The organism is Variovorax sp. E3, from assembly GCF_016082275.1.
GTDB lineage: Bacteria > Pseudomonadota > Gammaproteobacteria > Burkholderiales > Burkholderiaceae_C > Variovorax.
Genome location: NZ_MOWM01000105.1, coordinates 1 through 18690, shown reverse-complemented (window position 1 = coordinate 18690; position 18690 = coordinate 1). Strand labels below are relative to the sequence as shown.

Sequence of the window (18690 nt, the reverse complement as noted above, 5' to 3'; positions counted from 1 at the left end):
GAGGCCAAGTCATGAACCTGCGACAGATCGAAGTCTTCCGTGCCGTCATGCTGGCCGGCTCCGTCACCGATGCCGCGCGCTCGCTGCATGTGTCGCAGCCGGGCATCAGCCGCATGCTGTCGCACATCGAGCTGCAGTTGGGGCTGCGCCTGTTCGAGCGCCGCAAGGGCAAGCTGCAGGCCACGCCCGAGGCGCAGGCGCTGTTCGCCGAGGTCGAGCAGGTGTACCGCGGCGTGGCGCGCATCGAAGACTGCGCACAGGCCCTCAAGAGCGGCCAGATGCTCACGCTGCGCGTGCTGTGCAGCCCCAGCACCGGGCTCGACATGGTGCCGCGCGCGCTCACCGCACTGGGCCGCGAGTTCCCGGCCGCGCGCTTCTATGTCGAGGTGGTGCTGGCGCGCGACATGGTCAAGCGGCTGGCCGCGCACGAGGCCGACGTGGCCATTTCCACGCTGGCCATCGACGACCCGCTGCTCAACGCGCGCCCCATCGGCCAGTGGACGCTGGCCGGCGTGTTCCCCAAGGGCCACGCGCTGGAGGCGCGGCGCACGCTGCGGCCGGCCGACATCCTGCGCGAACGCATGATCGCCTTCAGCCCCGACACGCCGCAGGGCCGCATCATTGCCGACTGGTGCCGCGCGCACGGCTGCCAGCCCGACGCGCAGACCGAGGTGCGCGCCGGCCAGACCGCCTGTGCGCTGGCGGCGGCCGGCGCGGGCGTGGCCATCGTCGACGACCTCACGGCGCGCGGCTGCATGACCGACCGGCTGAGCTTCCGGCCGATCCTCAAGGCGCCGTCATTCGACGTGTTCGCCGTGACCAACGACAACTTCGCGCCCTCGCTGCTGGCCGGGCGCTTCGTCGCGCACGCCGAGGCGGCGCTGCGGCAGTTGAAAAAAGAGCGCGGCTGACTGCGCTGGCCGCGCCGCCTACTTGCCCCAGACCGTCTTGTACTGCGTGCGGTAGCCGTTGTCGGGGTCGAACACGTTCTTCGGCCCGCCGTCCTTGCCCACGTTGCCCACCGTGACGAGGTGCACCTTGGGCACGTAGCCCGACCACTTCTCCTTGGCGAAGGCGCGGTTGAGCTCGTCGACGATCTGCCAGCCCTGCATGTTCAGCGGCTCGGGCACGGTGCCGGCCTGGAAGCGCTGCGTGCGGATGCGCTGGTACGCGGCCTCGGAGCCGTCGCCCGCCGACACGGCCTTGGGCGAGCCGTCGCCCTTCTTGCCGGCCGCCGTGAGCGAGGGGCCCATGAAGTCGAAGTACAGGTCGTTGATGGCCAGCGAGTGCGTCCACTTGTCGCCGAAGCGCTGCAGCAGCGAAGTAGTGAGCTGCGGCATGCGCGTGGAGCTTTCGGCGATGGGGCTGTCCTCGAAGCTCAGCACGGTGCAGCCGCCGCACTTCTTGATGACGGCCTCCATGGCGCGCGCCTTGTAGAGCGCAATGGCGTACTGCGAGTCGGTGAAGATCACCACGCCGGCCTTGCCGTTCGAATCGGCCACCACCCACGAGGCGGCGACATCGGCCACGTCGTCAGTCACCGTGGTCACGTTGGCGAACAGACCCGCCTTGTCGTTCGGCCCCGGCTGCTCGCCCGAATGCCAGCCGACCAGCGGAATGCCCGACTTGGCGGCGCCCGAGAACGCGGCCTTCTGCTCGGTGGTGTCGAAGCCGCCGACCACGATGCCCGCCGGCTTGACGGCCAGCGCCTGGTTGAGCGCGGCCGTGCGCCCGCTCACCGTGCCCTGCCCGTCGATGACGCGCACCGTCCAGCCGATGGCGCGCGCGGCCTCTTCCACGCCCTTGCTCACGCCGACGATGCCGCCGTTCTTCATGTCGCCCGCGACGAAGACGATGGTCTTGCCGGCCACGGCCTTGGGGCCGGTGGTGGGACCGTCCCACTTTTCCTTGGTCATGGTCGCGACCTCGACCTTCTTCCTGGCGGCGTCCAGGAAGTCGTCGGCCAGGGCCTTGTGTGGCGCCAGCGTGGCGGCGCACAGGGCCAGCACGGCGGCGGCCGTGCGCGCGTGAACAGTCTTTTTCTTCATGCGTTGTCTCCGTTGGTTGTGAGGGGAACAGGCGCTGCGTGGTCGGCATGGTCGGCGTGGTCGAGCTGCCGCTGCGCGATGCGCCGCTTGATCGAGCGGTTGCGCCGCTGCTGCGCCCAGCCCGCGATGCCGATCGACACCAGCAGCGTCAGCCCGTTGAACAGCGGCTCCACGTAGAAGGCTCCGCCGAACTGCTGGATGCCCGAGATGCCGATGGCCAAAATGGCCACGCCCACCAGCGTGCCCCACACATTCACGCGGCCGGGCCGGATGGTGGTGGAGCCCAGGAACGCGCCGACCAGCGCCGGCAGCAGGAATTCGAGCCCCACGCTGGCCTGCCCGATCTGCAGCCGCGAGGCCAGCAGCACGCCCGCGAAGCCCGACAGCAGCCCCGACGCGACGAACGCGCCCATCACGTGCCTGCGCACCGAGATGCCGTTGAGCTGCGCCGCCTTCGGGTTCGCGCCGATCACGTAGAGCGCGCGGCCCAGCGGCGTGAATTCGGTCACCACCCACAGCGTGACGCTCACCGCCAGCACATAGAACGCGCCGATGGGCAGCCCCAGCAGGTTGCCGCCCGCGATGCCCACGAAGCCGTCGGGCAGCTCGCCCACCACCTGCCGCCCGCCGCTGTGCCACATGGCCACCGCGTAGATCACGGTGCCGGTGCCCAGGGTGGCAATGAAGGAGTCGATCTGCGCAAGCTCGACGAGCAGGCCGTTGAGCACGCCGAACAGCGCCGCGCACAGCAGCACCACCAGCACCGCCACCGGCCACGGCAGCCCGAGCTGCGTCTGCAGGCTGATCGCGAGGATGTGCCACAGCACGATGCCGTAGCCCACCGTGAGGTCGATCTTGCCGGTGATCATGGGAATGGTCGCGGCCAGCGCCAGCAGCGCGATCACCGACTTGTCGGCCAGGATCGCGCGCAGGTTGAACAGCGTGGGAAAGGTGTCGGGCAGCAGCAGCGAGAACAGCAGTGCCAGCGCCACCATCAGCACCACGAGCCCGTACACGGGCATCGCGCGGCCGATGCTCTGTGCAAGCGAAAGGGCCTCGCCGTCGAGGGACTTGTCGGGCTCCAGCGCCGTGGACTTGATCGAACTGCTCATGCGGGAATTTCCTCGCGCGTTGCCGCGCCTGCTGCCAATGCCAGAAGCCTCTCGACGGTGATGGCGTCGCCCGCGAGTTCGGCCGCGATGAGCCCGTCGCGGAACACGAGCACGCGGGTGCACACCGTCGCGATTTCCTCGAAGTCGGTCGACACGACCACCAGCGCCGTGCCCGCCTCGGCGCGCTCGCGCAGCACGCCGTAGATCTGCCGCTTGGCGCCCACGTCGACACCGGCGGTCGGCTCTTCGAGCACCACCAGGGGTTTGTCCAGGTGGAACCAGCGCGCCAGCACCACCTTCTGCTGGTTGCCGCCGGAAAGCTGCTGCACCTCGGCCGAGGGCGCGGGCGGATTGATGTCGAAGCGCCGGATGAGCGCGAGCGCGTGGCCGGTCTCGCGGCGCGGCCGGTCGAACGCCAGGCCGCGGTCGCCGTGCAGCGCCGCGTTGGGAAAGAGGTTCTCGAGCACCGTCATCGAGCCCGCGAGGTTTTCTTCGAGCCGCTCGCCGGCCACGTAGGCAACGCCCGCGCGAATGGCATCGGCCGGGCAGGTGAAGCCGCAGGGCTTGCCCAGCAGCTGCATGCGCCCGGCCGACAGCGGCTCGCGCCCGAAGATCGCGCGGCTGATGGCCTCGTGCCCCGCACCGCGCAGGCCTACGAGCCCCAACACCTCGCCGCGATGCACCGCCAGGCTCAACGGCCCCGCATTGCCGCTGGCCGCGCCGTCGAGTTGCAGCACGGGCTCGCGCGTGGCGGGCACGCTCGCCTTTGGCACCGAGGCCGACAGCGCCTTGCCGACGATCAGCCCGACCAGCTCGCCCTCGTTCGTTTGCGCGGTGGTCTTCACCGCGACCAGCTTGCCGTCGCGCATCACGGCGGCGCGGTCGGAGATGGCCATCACCTCGTCGAGCCGGTGCGACACGTACAGCATCGCCATGCCCTGGCGCCGCAGTTCGCGCAGCACGCCGAACATGCGCTCCACGTCGCTCATCGGCAGGCTGGCCGAAGGCTCGTCGAGCACCAGCAGCCGCGCCTTCACTTCGAGCGCGCGGCCGATGGCGAGCAACGACTTTTCAGCGCGCGTGAGCGAGAACACGCGGCGGCCGGGGTCGATGTCGCAGCCCACGCGCGCCATCACGCGGCGCGCGGTGTCGTTGGCGGCCGACCAGTCGATCAGGCCGAAGCGGCGCGGGTAGCCCGTGCCCAGGCCCACGTTCTCGGCCACCGTCATCCATTCGACGAGCCCCAGGTCTTGATGGATGAACGCCACGGGTTGCTCGCGCCGGTCGCTGCGCCGCCACGCGGCCTGCGGCTGGCCGTCGAAGAAGATCTCGCCCTGGTCCAGCGGGTGGATGCCCGCGAGCAGCTTGATGAGCGTGGACTTGCCCGCGCCGTTCTCGCCGAGCAGCGCGAGGATTTCTCCGGCGTTCACGTCGAGCGTGACGTCGTCCACGGCCTGCGTGCCGCCGAAGCGCTTGCCGACCGACTGGAACCGCAGCAGTGATGAGGTGCGCATGGGCCGGAGTCTGGCACTCAATGTGATACCGGTAACTTAGGCTTTTCCCGTACACCGGAAGATGCCGCTTTCACTCTTGATCGCATGCGAACGGCTGTATGCTTTCTTTTATCAAATCATCGATTCAAAGGGTATCGGTACCGAGACGCAGGTCGCATATCCTCCCTCGACCCCGACGACATCCAGAGACCGCACACCTTGCCCGCGCCCAAAGCCCCCGCCCCCCTGCTGTCCCGCCCGGCAACGATGGCCGACGTCGCCGCGCGCGTCGGCGTGTCGAAGATGACGGTGTCGCGCGCGCTCAATCGCGAAGCCAGCAGCGACCGCGTCACATCCGAGGCGCTGCGCCAGCGCATCCTGCAGGCCTGCGAAGAGATGGGCTACGTCATCGACCAGACCGCGCGCACCTTCTCCAGCAAGCGCTCGGGCTTCATCGCGGTGCTGATTCCGTCGCTCAACAATTCCAACTTCTCAGAGACCGCGCAGGGCATCACCGCGGCCGTCGAGGCACGCGGGCTGCAACTGCTGCTGGGCTACACCGACTACCGCGTCGAGAACGAAGAACGCCTGCTGCGCGCCATGCTTGCGCGCCGGCCCGAAGGCGTGATCCTCACGGGCGGCGCCCACACGCCCGCCGCGCGCGCCATGCTGCAGGCCGCCGGCGTGCCGGTGGTCGAGACCTGGGACCTGCCGGCCCAGCCCATCGAGCACACGGTCGGCTTCTCGAACGCCGAAGCGGCGGCAACGATGGTGCGGCACCTGCACGGCAAGGGCTACCGGCGCATCGCCTTCATCGGCGGCACGTCGAACCGCGACACGCGCGGCGCCGACCGCCAGCGCGGGTATGCGGAAGCGATCCGCGAGCTGGGGCTGCCTGACGGCCGCGTCATCAGCTTCGGCCAGCCGCCGATCTCGATGGCGCAAGGCGGCGAAGCGGTCGCGCAGCTCATACGCCAGTGGCCCGATGTGGACGCGGTGATCTGCGTGTCCGACCTCTCGGCCTTCGGCGCGCTGATGGAATGCCAGCGGCGCGGCTGGAACGTGCCGGGCCGCATCGCGATCGCGGGCTTCGGCGACTTCGAAGTGGCACGCGCCTGCCACCCGCGCATCACCACCGTGGCGATGGACTGCGTGGGTCTTGGCAAGGCGGCCGGAGACCTGCTGCTGCGCGTGATCGACGGCGCGCGTGAAGGGCATCGGCCTCCGGCGGAGACGGTGCTGATTCCGTTTCACATCGAGCAGCGGGAGAGTTCCTAGCATGATGAACGGCATGTTCTGGCGGCCTGATGGCGCTGCGCAACCCAATGAAATTTGACTGGCACGCAGACGCCATCACCCGGGCCACCCGGGTCGACGAGACCTACAGGAACACGCAGAACGTCCGTCGGTTTTTGACGCGCGAGTGCGGTGAAGCGCTCAGGTTCGATCGGGCGTTCATGGCGTGGATCAAGAATGGGGAGCCCAAGAGCATGGGTCAGGTGGCTGACGAATGGAGCAGGCTGCACGGGGCTGATGGAGGTGCAGAGCGGCACTTTGTCAGTGCGCCCCCGCACTGACCTGGAGGCCATGCGCCAGCCTGGACTACATCCCGCTTCGCTTTTGAATTGAATACAGAGTGAGTGCCCAAGACTTCCGAGATCAATATCAAGATTACTTGAGGCAAACAAGCGGTCTCAAACTTCCTGAGGGCAACCACGTTCGCTCGTTTTCCATCTTCGCCGAAGAAGCGCTGGAACTGCTGCGGGAGCAATGGCCGGTTGATGCCGAGTCTTGGGTCCACGCCATGCGATTGCGAAGAAACGGGGCGCTGTCCACCGCCCAATGGCGCGAGGTTCAGGACCAACTCTCGTCCTACAGAACGTCGTTGGGAGAGCCGCACGGGATGAATGAGCCCCGTGGCAATCAGGCAGCCCTTTCGTTCCTGTTTGCGTTGGCGATCGAGTCCCCCGAGATAGCGACACAGGCGTGCGAGGGTTCGAGCCTGGTGTATTTGGTGGACGAATTTTCATCGGAATTCATCAACCACTTCGGACACGGCCCGGCGCTCGTCGATGCGCTGAAGCGGGCCTTTCACTGCGAGTCCGCATAGCCTTGGATGGACCAAGTTTCGAGCCGCACGGCCGCGCATCGGAGAATGTCTTGACTGGCCGATGCCAGGTGCGGCCTCAAAACCAGGTTCGACGCAATCCGGCCAGAAGCAGGTGCATGTTCGCTTCCTTGCGCCAACCCCATCCACGAGGAACCCCTTGACCCATCGCATTCGCTCGATCTTCATGGCCTGCGCCCTGGGCGCCACGGCGCTGCTCGCCTCGGCGCAAGTAAAAATCGGCTTCATCGGCACGCTGTCCGGGCCGGGCGCGGCGCTCGGGCAGGAACAGTACGACGGCTTCATGCTGGCGGTCGAGCAACGGCAGGGCATGCTCGGCGGCGTTCCGGTGGCGGTCCTCAAGGAAGACGACCAGCACGATCCCGAGCTCGGCGCGCAGCTGGCGCAGAACCTGATCGACAAGGAAAAGGTCAGCTTCATCACCGGCGTGACCTTCTCCGACGTGATGATGGCCATGGCCAAGCCGATGGCCAGGTCGGGCATGCTGTTCGTCGGCTCGAACGCCGGCCCCGCAGCGATCGCGGGCAAGCAGTGCAACAACAAGTTCGTCTTCGCTTCTTCTCAGGACGAATACCAGGCCGGAATCGTGGGGCGGTATGCGGTCGACCGCGGCTACTGGAAGACGCTGTTCATTGCGCCCGACGACGCGCCGGGCCAGGACCAGTTGCGCGGCTTCAAGCGCTACTACTCGGGCGAGGTCGTCAGCGAGATCAAGGTCCGACCGCGCCAGGCCGACTACTCAGCGGAACTGGCGCAGATCCAGCGTGTCGCGCCCGACGCGGTGGTCGTGTTCCTGCCGGGCGGCATGGGCGTCGACTTCATCCGGCAGATGAAGCGCTCGGGCCTGCTGGACAAGGTGCCGCTGCTGACGGTCGGCACGGTGGACGGCACGACGCTGCCGCTGCTCAAGGACGACGCGCTCCATGTGCTGACGGGCGCGGTCTGGGGCCCCGACCTGCCGAGCCCGACGAGCCAGGCCTTCGTCGTCGCCTTCGAAAAGAGATACGGGCGCATCCCGTCGCAATACGCCGCGCAAGGCTTCGATGCGGCGCTGCTGATCGACAGCGCGCTGACGCAGACAAACGGCTCCGCCACCGACCGCGCCGGCCTGCGCAACGCACTCAACGCGGCAAGATTCCAGTCCGTGCGCAGCGGCTTCAAGTTCTTGCGCAACGGGTTCCCGGTTCAGGACGGACACATCTTCATCGTCGCCAAGGACGCGCAAGGCCGCGTGTCGCTCAAGCGGACGGCCATGCCGCTCGAAGCGAGCCCCGACGGGTACTGGAACGACTGCCGATAGCGCCTTCAGCGGACCCGGCCTCTCGCAGGCTGGCACTCGGGTCCAAAAAACCCCTGCCGTCCGACCAGCAGACGACAGGGGCAAGTACTGCATCAGCGCTTCAGCCGAGCACCTCGGTCACGATGCCCGCGCCGACGGTCTTTCCGCCTTCGCGCATCGCAAAGCGCATGCCGTTCTCGATGGCCACGGGCTTGTTCAGCTCGAAGCCGATCTGCGCCTGCGCGCCCGGCTCGACCATGCCGGTCTCGGTGTCGACGCGAATGACACCCGTCACGTCGGTCGTGCCGAAGAAGAACTGCGGCTGGTAACCGGAACCGAACGGCGTGTGGCGGCCACCCTCGTCCTTGCCGAGGACGAAGATCTGCGCACGCCCCGTGCGGTACGGCTTCAGCGCGCCGGGCTTCACCACGACCTGGCCCCGCACGACACCGTCGCGCTTGACCCCGCGCAGCAGCAGGCCGACGTTCATGCCCGCGCGTGCCTCGGCCACATCCTTGTGGAACGACTGCACCCCGGTCACGACCACCGGCTCGTCCGCGTCCGGACTGAGCCCGACGATCTCCAGGCTGTCGCCGACGCGAATCACGCCGCGCTCGACGCGGCCGCTGACCACCGTGCCACGGCCGGTGATGGTGTGCACGCCTTCGACGGGCATCATGAACGGCGCGCCGTAGTCGCGCACCGGATCGGGAATGCACGAATCCAACGCGTTCACGAGCGCGACGATGCATTGCACGTCGGCGCCTTCGAGGTCGCCGCGCTCGGCGGCGGCCAGGGCCTTCAGCGCACTGCCGAAGACGAAGCGGGCATCGTCGTAGCCGTGTGCCGCCAGCAGCGCGCCGATCTCCATCTCGATCAGTTGCTCGATGTCCGAACGGTCGCTCTCGCCGACGAGGTCCATCTTGTTCACGAACACCACCATGTGGCCGACGTTCACCTGGCGCGCCAGCAGCACGTGCTCGATGGTCTGGCGCGCGGCGCCTTCGGTGCCGTCGACCAGCAGGATCGCGCCGTCCATCTGCGAGGCGCCGGTGATCATGTTCTTGATGTAGTCGGCATGCCCGGGGCAGTCGATATGTGCGTAGTGGCGGCTGTCCGATTCGTACTCGACGTGCGAGGTGTTGATCGTGATGCCGCGCTCGCGCTCTTCCTTCGCGTTGTCGATCTGCCCATAGGACAGCGCACGGCCGCCGATGCGGGCAGCCTGCACGAAGGTAAGAGCAGCCGTCAGCGTCGTCTTGCCATGGTCGACATGACCGATGGTTCCGACATTCACATGAACCTTGTTCATTTTGGTTTCTCCAGTTGAGAGTAAAAAAGCCGATCCGCTTCACTGGCCAGGCGAAGCATCCGGCGGGTTGTCGGCGCGCGCGCCAAACTCACGGTGCCCGCGATGCGGGCGAAAAAAAGCCTGCCGGGTGGACCACCCGACAGGCTTCTTTCAAAGGCCTGAGGGATGGACCCCCAGGCGCACGAGTGCCTGGAGGCTCTACACGAACAACTCCACCACGGAGCCGACGCACGGCACCGCGCTGGCAGCGCGTGCGGCGAAAGAAAGGTCTCGTTCAGTGCTCATGTCCAAATCTCCGATGAAGCAGGCGGAAAACAAAAAACCCGGTGGCTTGGGGCCTACCGGGTCTTGTGGAACTCAGGAGGCCGAGCCTCCGGGTGGAAGGGCTCTAGGAAAGCAATTCGGCGCCAAAGGCGCGCAGCGAAGCCGCCGCCGCGGTGCGGGTCTTCAGTGCGTCTTGCGCGGTCAGGAATTGCTTCATGGGTCTCGGGTGCGGCCGGCTGTCGGCCGCGTCGCGATGGTTGATCTTCAGGGGCGCGAAGGCTAACACCGCCATCGCGATCGGGCAACAGGAGCGTTGCATGCACGCCGCAACGGCGCATGGCCTTTCGTCGCGCATGCCGGTGCGGCCGGACCGCGGGAGCCGGCGGTATCCTTCGTCCCTATGGCAACTTCGATCTGGGCGGGCATCGGCATGTGCCTTGTCGCAACGCTCGCCGGCGCCACGGCCGGAGTGCAAGTGGAAAAGATACCGCGCAACCTGCCGGCGGGCGTGGCACTCCCGGCGCCGGAAGCGGTTCTTCCGGCCAGTGCCGCGGCCAGCACGCCGGAGGCGCAGGCCGCCTGGCTCGCCAATCGAAGGGCCCTGGCCGTTCGCGCGCAATGGCCCATCGAAGACGAATCGCTGCGGCGCGTGATCCTGCACTGGGCTTCCGCCGTGGGCATCGAGGTGCGCTGGGACAGCACCCGCGACTACACGATCACACCCGAGGCACGCGCCGGCAACTTCACGGGCACCTTCAAGGACGCACTGTTTCAACTCGCGCAGAAATACCAGATGCTGGACGCGCCGCTGGCGCTCGAGTTTTCGGAGGACGGCACCGTTCTTCATGTGCGCGATCAGGACAACACCCGGTAGAAACGACCCGCCGCCGCGCAGGCCACGGGGCTTCCGCGATCAGGCCGCCACGGCCTGCACCCCCGCCCCCGCCCCCGCTCCCACATCCGCAAAGTCGATCAACACCTTCATCGCCTGCTTGCGGTCGCTCGCCAGTTCGAACGCCTGCCGCGCCTGCAGCATCGGAAAGGTGTGCGTCACCACGGGCGACAGATCCACCCGCCCTTCGTTGATGAGCTTCACCGCCAGCGCGAATTCGGCGTGGAAACGGAACGAGCCGCAGATGCTCAGCTCCTTCGCCACCACCATGTTCTGCGGAATGCTCACGTCGCCGCCCAGGCCGAGCTGCACGACCACGCCGCGCGGGCGCATCACTTCGAGCCCGTCGCGCAGCGCGCGCTCGTTGCCCGAGCATTCGAGCATCACGTCGAAGGTGCCCTTGTCGGCCGAGTAGCGCGACACCCAGCCCTTGTCCTGCGCGACGTTGATCACATAGTCGGCGCCCATGGCATGCGCAATGCCCAGCGGCTCGTCGACCACGTCGGTGGCGGTGATCTCGGCCGCGCCGTGCGCGCGCGCCGCCGCGATGGCCAGCACGCCAATGGGCCCGCAGCCCGACACCAGCACGCGCTTGCCCAGCAACGGCCCCGCGCGCGACACGCCATGCAGCCCCACCGAGAACGGCTCGGCCAGCGCGGCCAGGCGCAGCGGCACGTGCTCGGCCACCTTCACGCATTGCGTGGCCTCGCACAGCAGCATGTTGCGGAAGGCGCCCTGCACGTGCGGCGTGCGCATGGCGCTGCCGTAGAAGCGCATGTCCAGGCACTGGTTGGGCAGCCCCTCGAGGCAGAACTTGCAGGCGCCGCAGGGGCGGCTCGGGTTGATGGCGACCTTGTCGCCGATGCGCACGCTCTCGACGCCCGGCGCCACCGCCACCACGGTGCCGGCCACCTCGTGGCCCAGCACCATCGGCTCCTTGATGCGCACGGTGCCGAAGCCGCCGTTGTGAAAGTAGTGCAGGTCGGAGCCGCAGATGCCGCCCATGCCGACCTTCACCAGCACTTGGCCGGGGCCGATTTCCCCGGCGTCCTGTTCGTCCAGCCGCAAGTCGTCGGGGGCGTGGATCACGAGGCACATGCAACGCAGACGCATGATGATTTTTCTTTCTTCAGGCAACAGGGGTGACAAGGGGCTGGCCCGCGAAGTGGGCCTCGAGGTTGCGGCGCACCAGCTCGCCCATGGCGCGGCGCGTCTGCTCGGTGCCGCTGCCGTGGTGCGGGTGCAGCACGACGTTGCCGAGCGCGGCAAAGCGCGGGTCGATGCGCGGCTCGTTCAGGAACACGTCGAGCGCCGCGCCGGCAATGCCGCGTGTCTCCAGTGCCTGCAGCAACGCGCCTTCGTCGACGGTGGTGCCGCGCGACACGTTCACCAGCCAGCCCTTCGGGCCCAGCGCCCGCAGCACGTCGGCATTGACGATGCCGCGCGTGGCCTCGCCGCCCGGCAGGATGACGATGAGCACGTCGCACCAGTCGGCCATGGCGGTCAGGCTCGCGAAGTGCCGGTGCGGGCTGTCGGTCCTGGCCGTCCGGCTGAAGTAGCCCAGCTCCACGTCGAAGCCCGAGAGCCGCCGCGCGATGGTGCCGCCGATGCGCCCGAACCCGGCAATGCCGATGCGCTGGCCGAACACGCGCGTGGTCAGCGGCATGCCGCCCTGCGCCCACGCGCCGCTGCGCACGAACTGGTCGCCGGCCGCGATGCGCCGCTGCAGCGCCAGCGTGAGCCCCACGGCAAGGTCGGCCACGTCGCCGTTGAGCACGTCGGGCGTGTTGCTCACGCGAATGCCGCGCGCGCGGCAGGCGGCCAGGTCGATGCCGTCGGTGCCCACGCCGTAGCAGGCGATCAGCTCCAGCTTCGGCAGCGCGGCGATGAGTTCGGCGTTGGCGCCCAGTTCGCCGCGCGTGGCAATGGCGCGGATGTCGGGCGCATGCGCGGCGATGAAGGCCTGCCGGTCGGGCGCCTCCCACAGGCGGTGCAACGTGTAGGCCGCCTGCATCGGCGCCATGTCCCATTCGGGGTAGGTGCCCGGCATCAGCACGTGCGGCGAGGTGGCGGTAGCGGTCAAGCGGCGGTCTCCTGTTTCATCAAAGATACCGGTAACTTTAATCATCTGAAGGATAAAGGCCAAGCGAGGGGCTTCACCCATTGACTGCACTCAAAGATACCGGTAACTTTCTCACGCTGTCACACCTCAACGGAGCCTTTCCCATGCCGTCCTCCAGGAGCTTTTCTTGAAACTGTTCGATCTCTCCGGGCGCACCGCCCTCGTCACCGGCTCCAGCAAGGGCATCGGCTTTGCGCTGGCCACGGCACTGGGCCAGGCCGGCGCGCGTGTCGTGCTCAATGCGCGCGACGCCGCATCGCTCGGCGCCGCGCGCGACGCCTTGCGCGCCCAGGGCATCGCGGCCGAAGCCGCGGCCTTCGACGTGACCGACGCCGCCGCCGTCGAAGCCGGCGTGGCCGCGGTCGAGGCCGACATCGGCGCCATCGACATCCTGGTCAACAACGCCGGCATGCAGCATCGCGGTCCGTTCGCCGAATTCCCGATCGACGCCTGGCACAAGATCACCACCACCAACATCGACAGCGTGTTCCTCGTGGGCCGCTTCGTGGCGCAACGCATGATCGAGCGCAAGCGCGGCAAGATCATCAACGTGTGCTCGGTGCAAAGCGAGCTGGGCCGCCCGGGCATCGCGCCCTACGCGGCCACCAAGGGCGCGGTGAAGATGCTCACCAAGGGCATGGCGATCGACCTGGGCAAATACGGCATCCAGGTCAACGGCCTGGGCCCGGGCTACTTCAAGACCGAACTCACGCAGGCGCTGGTGGCCGACGAGGCCTTCACCGGATGGCTGTCGGGCCGCACGCCCGCCGGCCGCTGGGGCGATGTCGAAGAGCTGGGCGGCGCGGCCATCTTCCTGGCTTCGGACGCCTCGAGCTTCGTCAACGGCCACATCCTGTATGTGGACGGCGGCATCACCGCGAGCCTGTAGCCCCATGGGCCAGCAGCAGCCGCAACTGCAGCCGCAGTCACAGCCGCAACGCCTGTGCGTGGTGGTGATGGGCGTGTCGGGCACCGGCAAGAGCAGCGTGGCGGCCGGGCTGGCGCGCGTGCTCGGCGTGCCGTGGGTCGATGCCGACAGCCTGCACGTGCCCGAAGCCGTGGCGCGCATGCGGGCCGGCGAGCCGCTCGGCGACCAGGACCGCTGGCCCTGGCTCGACCGCGTGGGCGACTGCCTGGCCGACCGCACGGCCGCGCCGCAGGGCATGGTGGTCGCCTGCTCCGCGCTGCGGCGCGCCTACCGCGACCGGCTGCGCGCCGCGTCGCCCGGCCTGCTGTTCGTGTTTCTCGACGGGCCCGCCGCGCTCATCCGCCAACGGCTGGAGCAGCGCACCGGCCACTACATGCCGTCCACCCTGCTCGACAGCCAGTTGCAGACGCTCGAAAAGCCGGACGCGAGCGAGCCCGATGCGTGGCACGCCGCCATCGACACGCCGGTGGCGCTGCTCGTGGCCGACATCGGCGCCCGCCTCCTCCAACATGCAAAAGACGCGACAGACGCGCCCCTGAAAGCCCCCGCATGACGACAGCTCCCTCCCAGCGCGTGGCCGTGATCGGCGTCGGCATCATGGGCTCGGCCATCACGCGCCGGCTGCTCGAATGCGGCCACCGCGTGCACGTGTTCGACCTCGACACGGAAAAAGCGGCCGCGCTCGTGGCGCTGGGCGCGCAGGCCGCCGGCACCGCGCAGGCGGCCGCGGCGGCCAGCGACTTCGTCATCACCAGCCTCAACTCGGCGGCGGTGGTGGAGCGCGCGATCTTCGGCGAGGCCGGCATCGCCGCCGCGCCGGCCGATACCCGCCGGCTGCTGATCGACATGTCGTCCATCGACCCGCCTTCCACGCGCCGGCTCGCGCAGTCGCTGCGCGAACGCACGGGCATGGGCTTCGTCGATGCGCCGCTGTCGGGCGGCGCGCCCAAGGCGCTGCTCGGCCAGCTCACCGTGATGGCCGGCGGCAGCGAACACGACGTGGCCCGCGCGCGCGCCGTGATGGACAGCCTGTGCGCCAACTACACCCGCATGGGCGAGAACGGCGCGGGCCAGGCCACCAAGCTCGTCAACCAGCTGCTGTGCGCCATCGGCTTCCAGGCCGTGGCCGAGGCGGTGCGGCTGGCGGAGGCCGGCGGTGTCGATGCGTCGAAGCTGCCCGCCGCGCTGGCCGGCGGCCGCGCCGACAGCCAGATCCTGCGCGAGTTCGGCCCGAAGATGGCCGCGCGCGACTTCACGCCGACCGGGCGCATCGACAACATGCTCAAGGACCTGGAGGCGGTGCAGGCCTTTGCGCAGGGCGAGCGCCTGCCGCTGCCGCTCGCCGGTGCCGTGTCGGAGCTGCACCGCACCTTCGTCGCGGCCGGGCTCGGCGCCGAAGACACGGCGGCCATGATGCGGCAGTTCAGCGGCTACGCGCGCGACTGAAGCGGCCGCGCGTCGCCCGCCAATTTTTCATTCACACCACAGGAAGCAAGAGACATGTTCATCCGCTGCGCGTTCTTCAGGGGCCGGGTCAAGCCCGGCATGGAAGAGGCTTTCGACCGCCATGTGCACGAGCGGCTCGTGCCGCTGTGGACCCGCTTTCCCGGCGCGCTCGAAGTGCGCGTGCTGCGCCAGCTCGAAAGCGACGTGGCCGACCCCGAGCTGGCGATGGTGCTGTCCATCCGCTACGCGAGCCGCGAAGACATCGCCCGCGCGCTCGACTCGCCGGTACGCTACGAAAGCCGCGAGGTCTCGAAGACGCTGTTCGAGATGTTCGACGGCACGGTCTTCCACACGGTGTTCAGCGCCGAGGAGTTCGCGCTCGCGGCCGCTTGAGCGGCGCCTTCGCTTGCGCTTTCGCCTTCGGCTTTGATCTCGCCTTCTTCTTCGCCGGCGCCTTGCCGTCGAGGTCCGCCAGCTCCCACACGCCCCCCGCCGCCGACACCAGCGCATGCGCGCTGTTGATCAGCCCGATGTGCGAGAACGCCTGCGGAAAATTGCCCAGCTGCCGCCGGCCGACCGGGTCGTATTCCTCCGCGAACAGGCCCAGGTCGTTGCCCAGCGCCAGCAGCCGCTTGAACAGCGCGCGCGCCTTGCGCACCTTGCCCATGGCCACGTACACGTTCGACAGCCAGAAGCTGCACGCCAGGAACGCGCCCTCCCCGCCTTCGAGGCCGTCCACGCCTTTCTCGGTGCGGTAGCGGTACACCAGCCCGTTGAAGATCAGCTCCTTCTCGATGCGCGCGATGGTGCCCTGCACGCGAGCATCGTGGATCGGCAAGAAGCCGATCAGCGGCATCCACAGCAACGCCGCGTCCACCGCGTCGGCGCCGTAGTACTGCACGAACGAATTGCTCGCCGCGTCGTAGCCGCGCGCGCAGACTTCGGCATGGATCTCGGCGCGCGCCGCGCGCCAGTGCTCGACCGGCCCCTCGAGGCCGAACTCTTCCGCGCTCGCGATCATGCGGTCGAAGGCGAGCCAGCACATCATCTTGGAGTGCACGAAGTGGCGCGCCTCGCCACGCACTTCCCACAGGCTGCAGTCGGTCTCCCGCCACAGCACCATCAACTGCTTGGCGATGGCGCGCTCCAGCGGCCACACCTTGTCCATGTCCGCCAGGCCCGCCTTGCGCGCCGCATGAAAGGCCGCGATGACCGAGCCGTACACGTCGAGCTGGCGCTGCCCGTGCGCGCCGTTGCCGATGCGCACCGGGCGGCTGTCGTCATAGCCGCGCAGCCAGCCCAGCTCCAGTTCGGTGAGCGAGCGTTCGCCGTGCAGGCCGTACATCACCTGCAGCTCTTCGGGCGAGCCGCCCACCGCGCGCCGCAGCCACCAGCGCCAGGCGCTGGCCTCTTCGACGTAGCCCGAGCCGATCAGCGCATAGAGCGTGAGCGCGGCGTCGCGCAGCCAGCAGAAGCGGTAGTCCCAGTTGCGCTCGCCGCCCGGCAGCTCGGGCAGCGAGGTGCTCGGCGCCGCGACGATGCCGCCGGTGGGCTCGTAGGTCAGCGCCTTGAGCGTGAGCAGCGAGCGCATCACGGGCTCGTGGAACTCGCCGTGGTAGCCGCAGCGGTCGGTCCATGCGTTCCATTCGGCCGCCGTGTGGGCCAGCAGCGCATTGGCGTCGCGCGTGACGGGCGGCTTCTCGTGCGAGGGAAACCAGTCGAGCACGAAGGCGATCGACTGGCCGGCCGACACGCTGAAGTCGGCGTGGCTTGCGAAGTTCTCGTTGGTCAGCGGCACGCCGGAGCTGAGCCGCACCGCGTCGGGCCCGGCCACGGCGTACACGGCGCCGTCGCGCCGCTCGACCCACGGGCACCACTCGCCGTAGTTGAAGCGGATGCGCAGCTCGGTGTGCATGGCCACCGAGCCGCGCACGCCCTGCACGATGCGCACCACCTCGTGCGTGCCGTCGGGCGCGGGGCGCGGCATGAAGTCGGTGACGGTGGCCGTGCCCTTGGGCGTGGAGATGGTGGTTTCGAGCACCACGGTGCCGGGCAGGTAGCGCCGCGTGATGCGCGCCTTGGCGTTCTTCGCGCGCATCGTCCAGTGGCCGTTGCCCTCGTCGCCGAGCAGGCTCGCGAACATGGCGGCGGAGTCGAAGCGCGGCAGGCACAGCCATTCGATGTCGCCGCCGCGATGCACCAGCGCCGCGCTGTGGGTCGAGCCGATCAGCGCGTAGTCGGCAATCGGACGTGCGGCGGCGCGCCGCGGAAGTGGGAGTGTGGGGCTGGGCGTCTGTGACAAGCGCCCGAGCTTGGGGCCCCGGCGCGGCGCCGCGCGCCGGAGGGCGGCGCGAAACGCTGACGGACAACGCCCCATGCGCCCTCGGGCGGCGAACGGGCCTGGCCCCTACAGCACGTCCTTCAGCTTCGCGCGCAGCCGGCTGATCGCCTGGCTGTGCAGCTGGCACACCCGCGACTGGCTCACTTCGAGCACGGCGCCGATTTCGCGCAGGTTCAGTTCTTCCTCGTAGTAGAGGTTCAGCAGCAGCTGGTCGCGCTCCGGCAGCGCCGAGATGGCGTCCACCAGTTGGTGGCGGAACCCGCTCTCGAGCAGTTGCTCCAGCGGGTCGTCGCCGCCGCGCCGGTCGCGGCGCGACTCCTGCGAATGCATCTCGAGGAAGGGGTTGTCGGGGTCGTCCTTCGCGAAGTCCTCGACGTAGAGCAACTGGCAGCCCTGGATCTCCTGCAGCATGGACTGATAGGCCTCCAGGTCCATCTTCAGTTCCTTGGCGATCTCGCCCTCGGTCGGCGCGCGCCCGAGGCGGTGGCCCAGCGCGTGAATGGCCTTCTCGATGCCGCGCGCCGACTGGCGCAGGCCGCGCGAGCCCCAGTCGTTGGCGCGCAGCTCGTCGAGCATGGCGCCGCGGATGCGCTGGCTGACGAAGGTCTCGAACTGCGCGCCGCGGTTGTCCTGGTAGCGGCTGGACGCGTCGAGCAGGCCCAGCATGCCGGCCTGGATCAGGTCGTCCAGCTCGACGCTGGCGGGCAGCTTGGCCATCATCTGCAACGCGATACGGCGCACCAGTGGCTGGTGCTGCGCCAGCAGGTGCGATTTCTCGATGGTTCCCTGTGCGGTGTACACGGACGTCCTTTTGCGGTTGTCTGGGTGACCGGCTCAGGCGGCCACGGGCGCGGCGGCGGGGGTGCCGGTGCGCCAGGGCCAGCGCCCCATGTCGTCGGCCACGCGACGGAAATCGACCGCAGCGGCGCTCGCCGGAAAAGCCTCGACCACGGTCTGCTTCAGCCGCCACGCGTCGGCGATGCGCTCGTCGAAGCGCGCCCAGCCGGCCGCCTGCAGCGACAGCGCGAGGTAGCGGCTGCCGGCGTTGGCCAGGTTGCTCATGATCTGTTGCGCCGCCTCGATCTCGGCCACGCCGTTGACGAGAAAGCGCAGCTGCTTCAGTCCGTGCGCGTAGTGCAGGCGCTTGATGCCCCCGTAGGCGGTGGTGATGGACGCGGGCTGCGGTTGCAGCACCAGCAGCAGCTCGTCGGCGCCCTGCGCCAGCGGCGACAGGCGGCCTTCGCTGTCCAGCGCGGCGTCGACGATGACCACGCCATCGCGCCACAGCGCGCGCGGGTCGGTCGCGGCGTCGGCCACGCCCGGCG

The 18690-nt window shown here is 68.8% G+C and carries 20 protein-coding genes; 10 read left to right on the top strand and 10 right to left on the bottom strand.

Features of this window, described 5'->3' with window-relative positions; genetic code table 11:
- The first annotated feature begins 11 nt into the window (after window positions 1-11).
- Window positions 12-911 carry a LysR family transcriptional regulator gene (locus BMG07_RS27905; RefSeq protein ID WP_198087256.1) on the top strand — a complete coding sequence of 300 codons (900 nt, stop codon included), beginning with the start codon at window positions 12-14 and terminating at the stop codon, window positions 909-911.
- An 18-nt stretch (window positions 912-929) separates the two neighbouring features.
- Here BMG07_RS27905 and BMG07_RS27900 read toward each other — a convergent pair whose 3' ends face one another.
- From BMG07_RS27900 to BMG07_RS27890, 3 genes are read right to left on the bottom strand one after another with little or no spacing between them, the layout of a single operon-like run.
- On the bottom strand, window positions 930-2048 hold the full coding sequence (locus tag BMG07_RS27900; RefSeq protein ID WP_198087255.1) for a substrate-binding domain-containing protein: 1119 nt from the start codon (window positions 2046-2048) through the stop codon (window positions 930-932).
- On the bottom strand, window positions 2045-3160 hold the full coding sequence (locus tag BMG07_RS27895) for an ABC transporter permease (protein WP_198087254.1): 1116 nt from the start codon (window positions 3158-3160) through the stop codon (window positions 2045-2047). The genes BMG07_RS27900 and BMG07_RS27895 overlap by 4 nt, the downstream gene beginning before the upstream one ends.
- Window positions 3157-4674, bottom strand: coding sequence for a sugar ABC transporter ATP-binding protein (locus tag BMG07_RS27890; protein ID WP_198087253.1), 1518 nt, complete (start codon window positions 4672-4674; stop codon window positions 3157-3159). Before BMG07_RS27890 ends, BMG07_RS27895 begins: the two co-directional genes overlap by 4 nt.
- Window positions 4675-4920: 246 nt before the next feature.
- On the opposite strand from BMG07_RS27890, the gene BMG07_RS27885 reads away from it, so the two are divergent.
- The 4 genes from BMG07_RS27885 to BMG07_RS27870 all read left to right on the top strand — a co-directional run bounded on the left by BMG07_RS27885 (window position 4921) and on the right by BMG07_RS27870 (window position 8081).
- Window positions 4921-5931: a LacI family DNA-binding transcriptional regulator gene (locus BMG07_RS27885; protein WP_198087265.1), complete on the top strand. Its 1011-nt coding sequence runs from the start codon at window positions 4921-4923 to the stop codon at window positions 5929-5931.
- Window positions 5932-5960: 29 nt separating this feature from the next.
- Window positions 5961-6230: a DUF6434 domain-containing protein gene (locus BMG07_RS27880; protein WP_269759451.1), complete on the top strand. Its 270-nt coding sequence runs from the start codon at window positions 5961-5963 to the stop codon at window positions 6228-6230.
- Window positions 6231-6289: 59 nt separating this feature from the next.
- Window positions 6290-6763, top strand: coding sequence for a hypothetical protein (locus tag BMG07_RS27875; protein WP_198087252.1), 474 nt, complete (start codon window positions 6290-6292; stop codon window positions 6761-6763).
- A gap of 157 nt (window positions 6764-6920) precedes the next feature.
- Window positions 6921-8081 carry an ABC transporter substrate-binding protein gene (locus BMG07_RS27870; protein WP_198087251.1) on the top strand — a complete coding sequence of 387 codons (1161 nt, stop codon included), beginning with the start codon at window positions 6921-6923 and terminating at the stop codon, window positions 8079-8081.
- A 100-nt stretch (window positions 8082-8181) separates the two neighbouring features.
- Here BMG07_RS27870 and BMG07_RS27865 read toward each other — a convergent pair whose 3' ends face one another.
- Together BMG07_RS27865 and BMG07_RS27860 are read right to left on the bottom strand one after the other, a co-directional pair.
- Window positions 8182-9372, bottom strand: a complete 1191-nt coding sequence (locus BMG07_RS27865; RefSeq protein ID WP_198087250.1) for an elongation factor Tu — start codon at window positions 9370-9372, stop codon at window positions 8182-8184.
- Between the two features lie 388 nt (window positions 9373-9760).
- Entirely contained in the window at window positions 9761-9955 is a 195-nt protein-coding gene (locus BMG07_RS27860) for a hypothetical protein (RefSeq protein ID WP_198087249.1), read from the bottom strand.
- On the opposite strand from BMG07_RS27860, the gene BMG07_RS27855 reads away from it, so the two are divergent.
- A complete protein-coding gene (locus BMG07_RS27855) occupies window positions 9950-10510 on the top strand; it encodes a TcpQ domain-containing protein (protein WP_198087248.1) in 561 nt (186 codons plus the stop codon). The genes BMG07_RS27860 and BMG07_RS27855 overlap by 6 nt on opposite strands.
- 39 nt (window positions 10511-10549) lie before the next feature.
- On the opposite strand, the gene BMG07_RS27850 is transcribed toward BMG07_RS27855, so the two are convergent.
- Together BMG07_RS27850 and BMG07_RS27845 are read right to left on the bottom strand one after the other, a co-directional pair.
- Window positions 10550-11641 (bottom strand): L-idonate 5-dehydrogenase, encoded by a 1092-nt coding sequence (locus BMG07_RS27850; protein WP_198087247.1) that lies wholly within the window; start codon window positions 11639-11641, stop codon window positions 10550-10552.
- Between the two features lie 16 nt (window positions 11642-11657).
- The gene (locus BMG07_RS27845) at window positions 11658-12611 is read right to left on the bottom strand and encodes a 2-hydroxyacid dehydrogenase (RefSeq protein WP_198087246.1); all 954 of its coding nucleotides are present in this window, start codon (window positions 12609-12611) and stop codon (window positions 11658-11660) included.
- 166 nt (window positions 12612-12777) lie between these two features.
- On the opposite strand from BMG07_RS27845, the gene BMG07_RS27840 reads away from it, so the two are divergent.
- From BMG07_RS27840 to BMG07_RS27825, 4 genes are read left to right on the top strand one after another with little or no spacing between them, the layout of a single operon-like run.
- On the top strand, window positions 12778-13539 hold the full coding sequence (locus BMG07_RS27840; RefSeq protein ID WP_198087245.1) for an SDR family oxidoreductase: 762 nt from the start codon (window positions 12778-12780) through the stop codon (window positions 13537-13539).
- Between the two features lie 4 nt (window positions 13540-13543).
- Window positions 13544-14131: a gluconokinase gene (locus BMG07_RS27835; protein WP_269759450.1), complete on the top strand. Its 588-nt coding sequence runs from the start codon at window positions 13544-13546 to the stop codon at window positions 14129-14131.
- Window positions 14128-15024 (top strand): NAD(P)-dependent oxidoreductase, encoded by an 897-nt coding sequence (locus BMG07_RS27830; RefSeq protein WP_198087244.1) that lies wholly within the window; start codon window positions 14128-14130, stop codon window positions 15022-15024. The genes BMG07_RS27835 and BMG07_RS27830 overlap by 4 nt, the downstream gene beginning before the upstream one ends.
- 54 nt (window positions 15025-15078) lie before the next feature.
- On the top strand, window positions 15079-15417 hold the full coding sequence (locus BMG07_RS27825; RefSeq protein WP_198087243.1) for an antibiotic biosynthesis monooxygenase: 339 nt from the start codon (window positions 15079-15081) through the stop codon (window positions 15415-15417).
- Here BMG07_RS27825 and BMG07_RS27820 read toward each other — a convergent pair.
- From BMG07_RS27820 to BMG07_RS27810, 3 genes are all read right to left on the bottom strand, one after another.
- Complete coding sequence (locus tag BMG07_RS27820; protein ID WP_269759449.1) at window positions 15383-17326, bottom strand: glycoside hydrolase family 15 protein; 1944 nt, start codon at window positions 17324-17326, stop codon at window positions 15383-15385. The two genes, BMG07_RS27825 and BMG07_RS27820, sit on opposite strands and share 35 nt — an antisense overlap.
- Before the next feature lie 105 nt (window positions 17327-17431).
- A complete protein-coding gene (locus BMG07_RS27815; RefSeq protein WP_198087241.1) occupies window positions 17432-18166 on the bottom strand; it encodes an RNA polymerase sigma factor FliA in 735 nt (244 codons plus the stop codon).
- A 33-nt stretch (window positions 18167-18199) separates the two neighbouring features.
- The coding region (locus BMG07_RS27810; protein WP_374221330.1) for a MinD/ParA family protein at window positions 18200-18690 on the bottom strand (491 nt) is incomplete at its 5' end.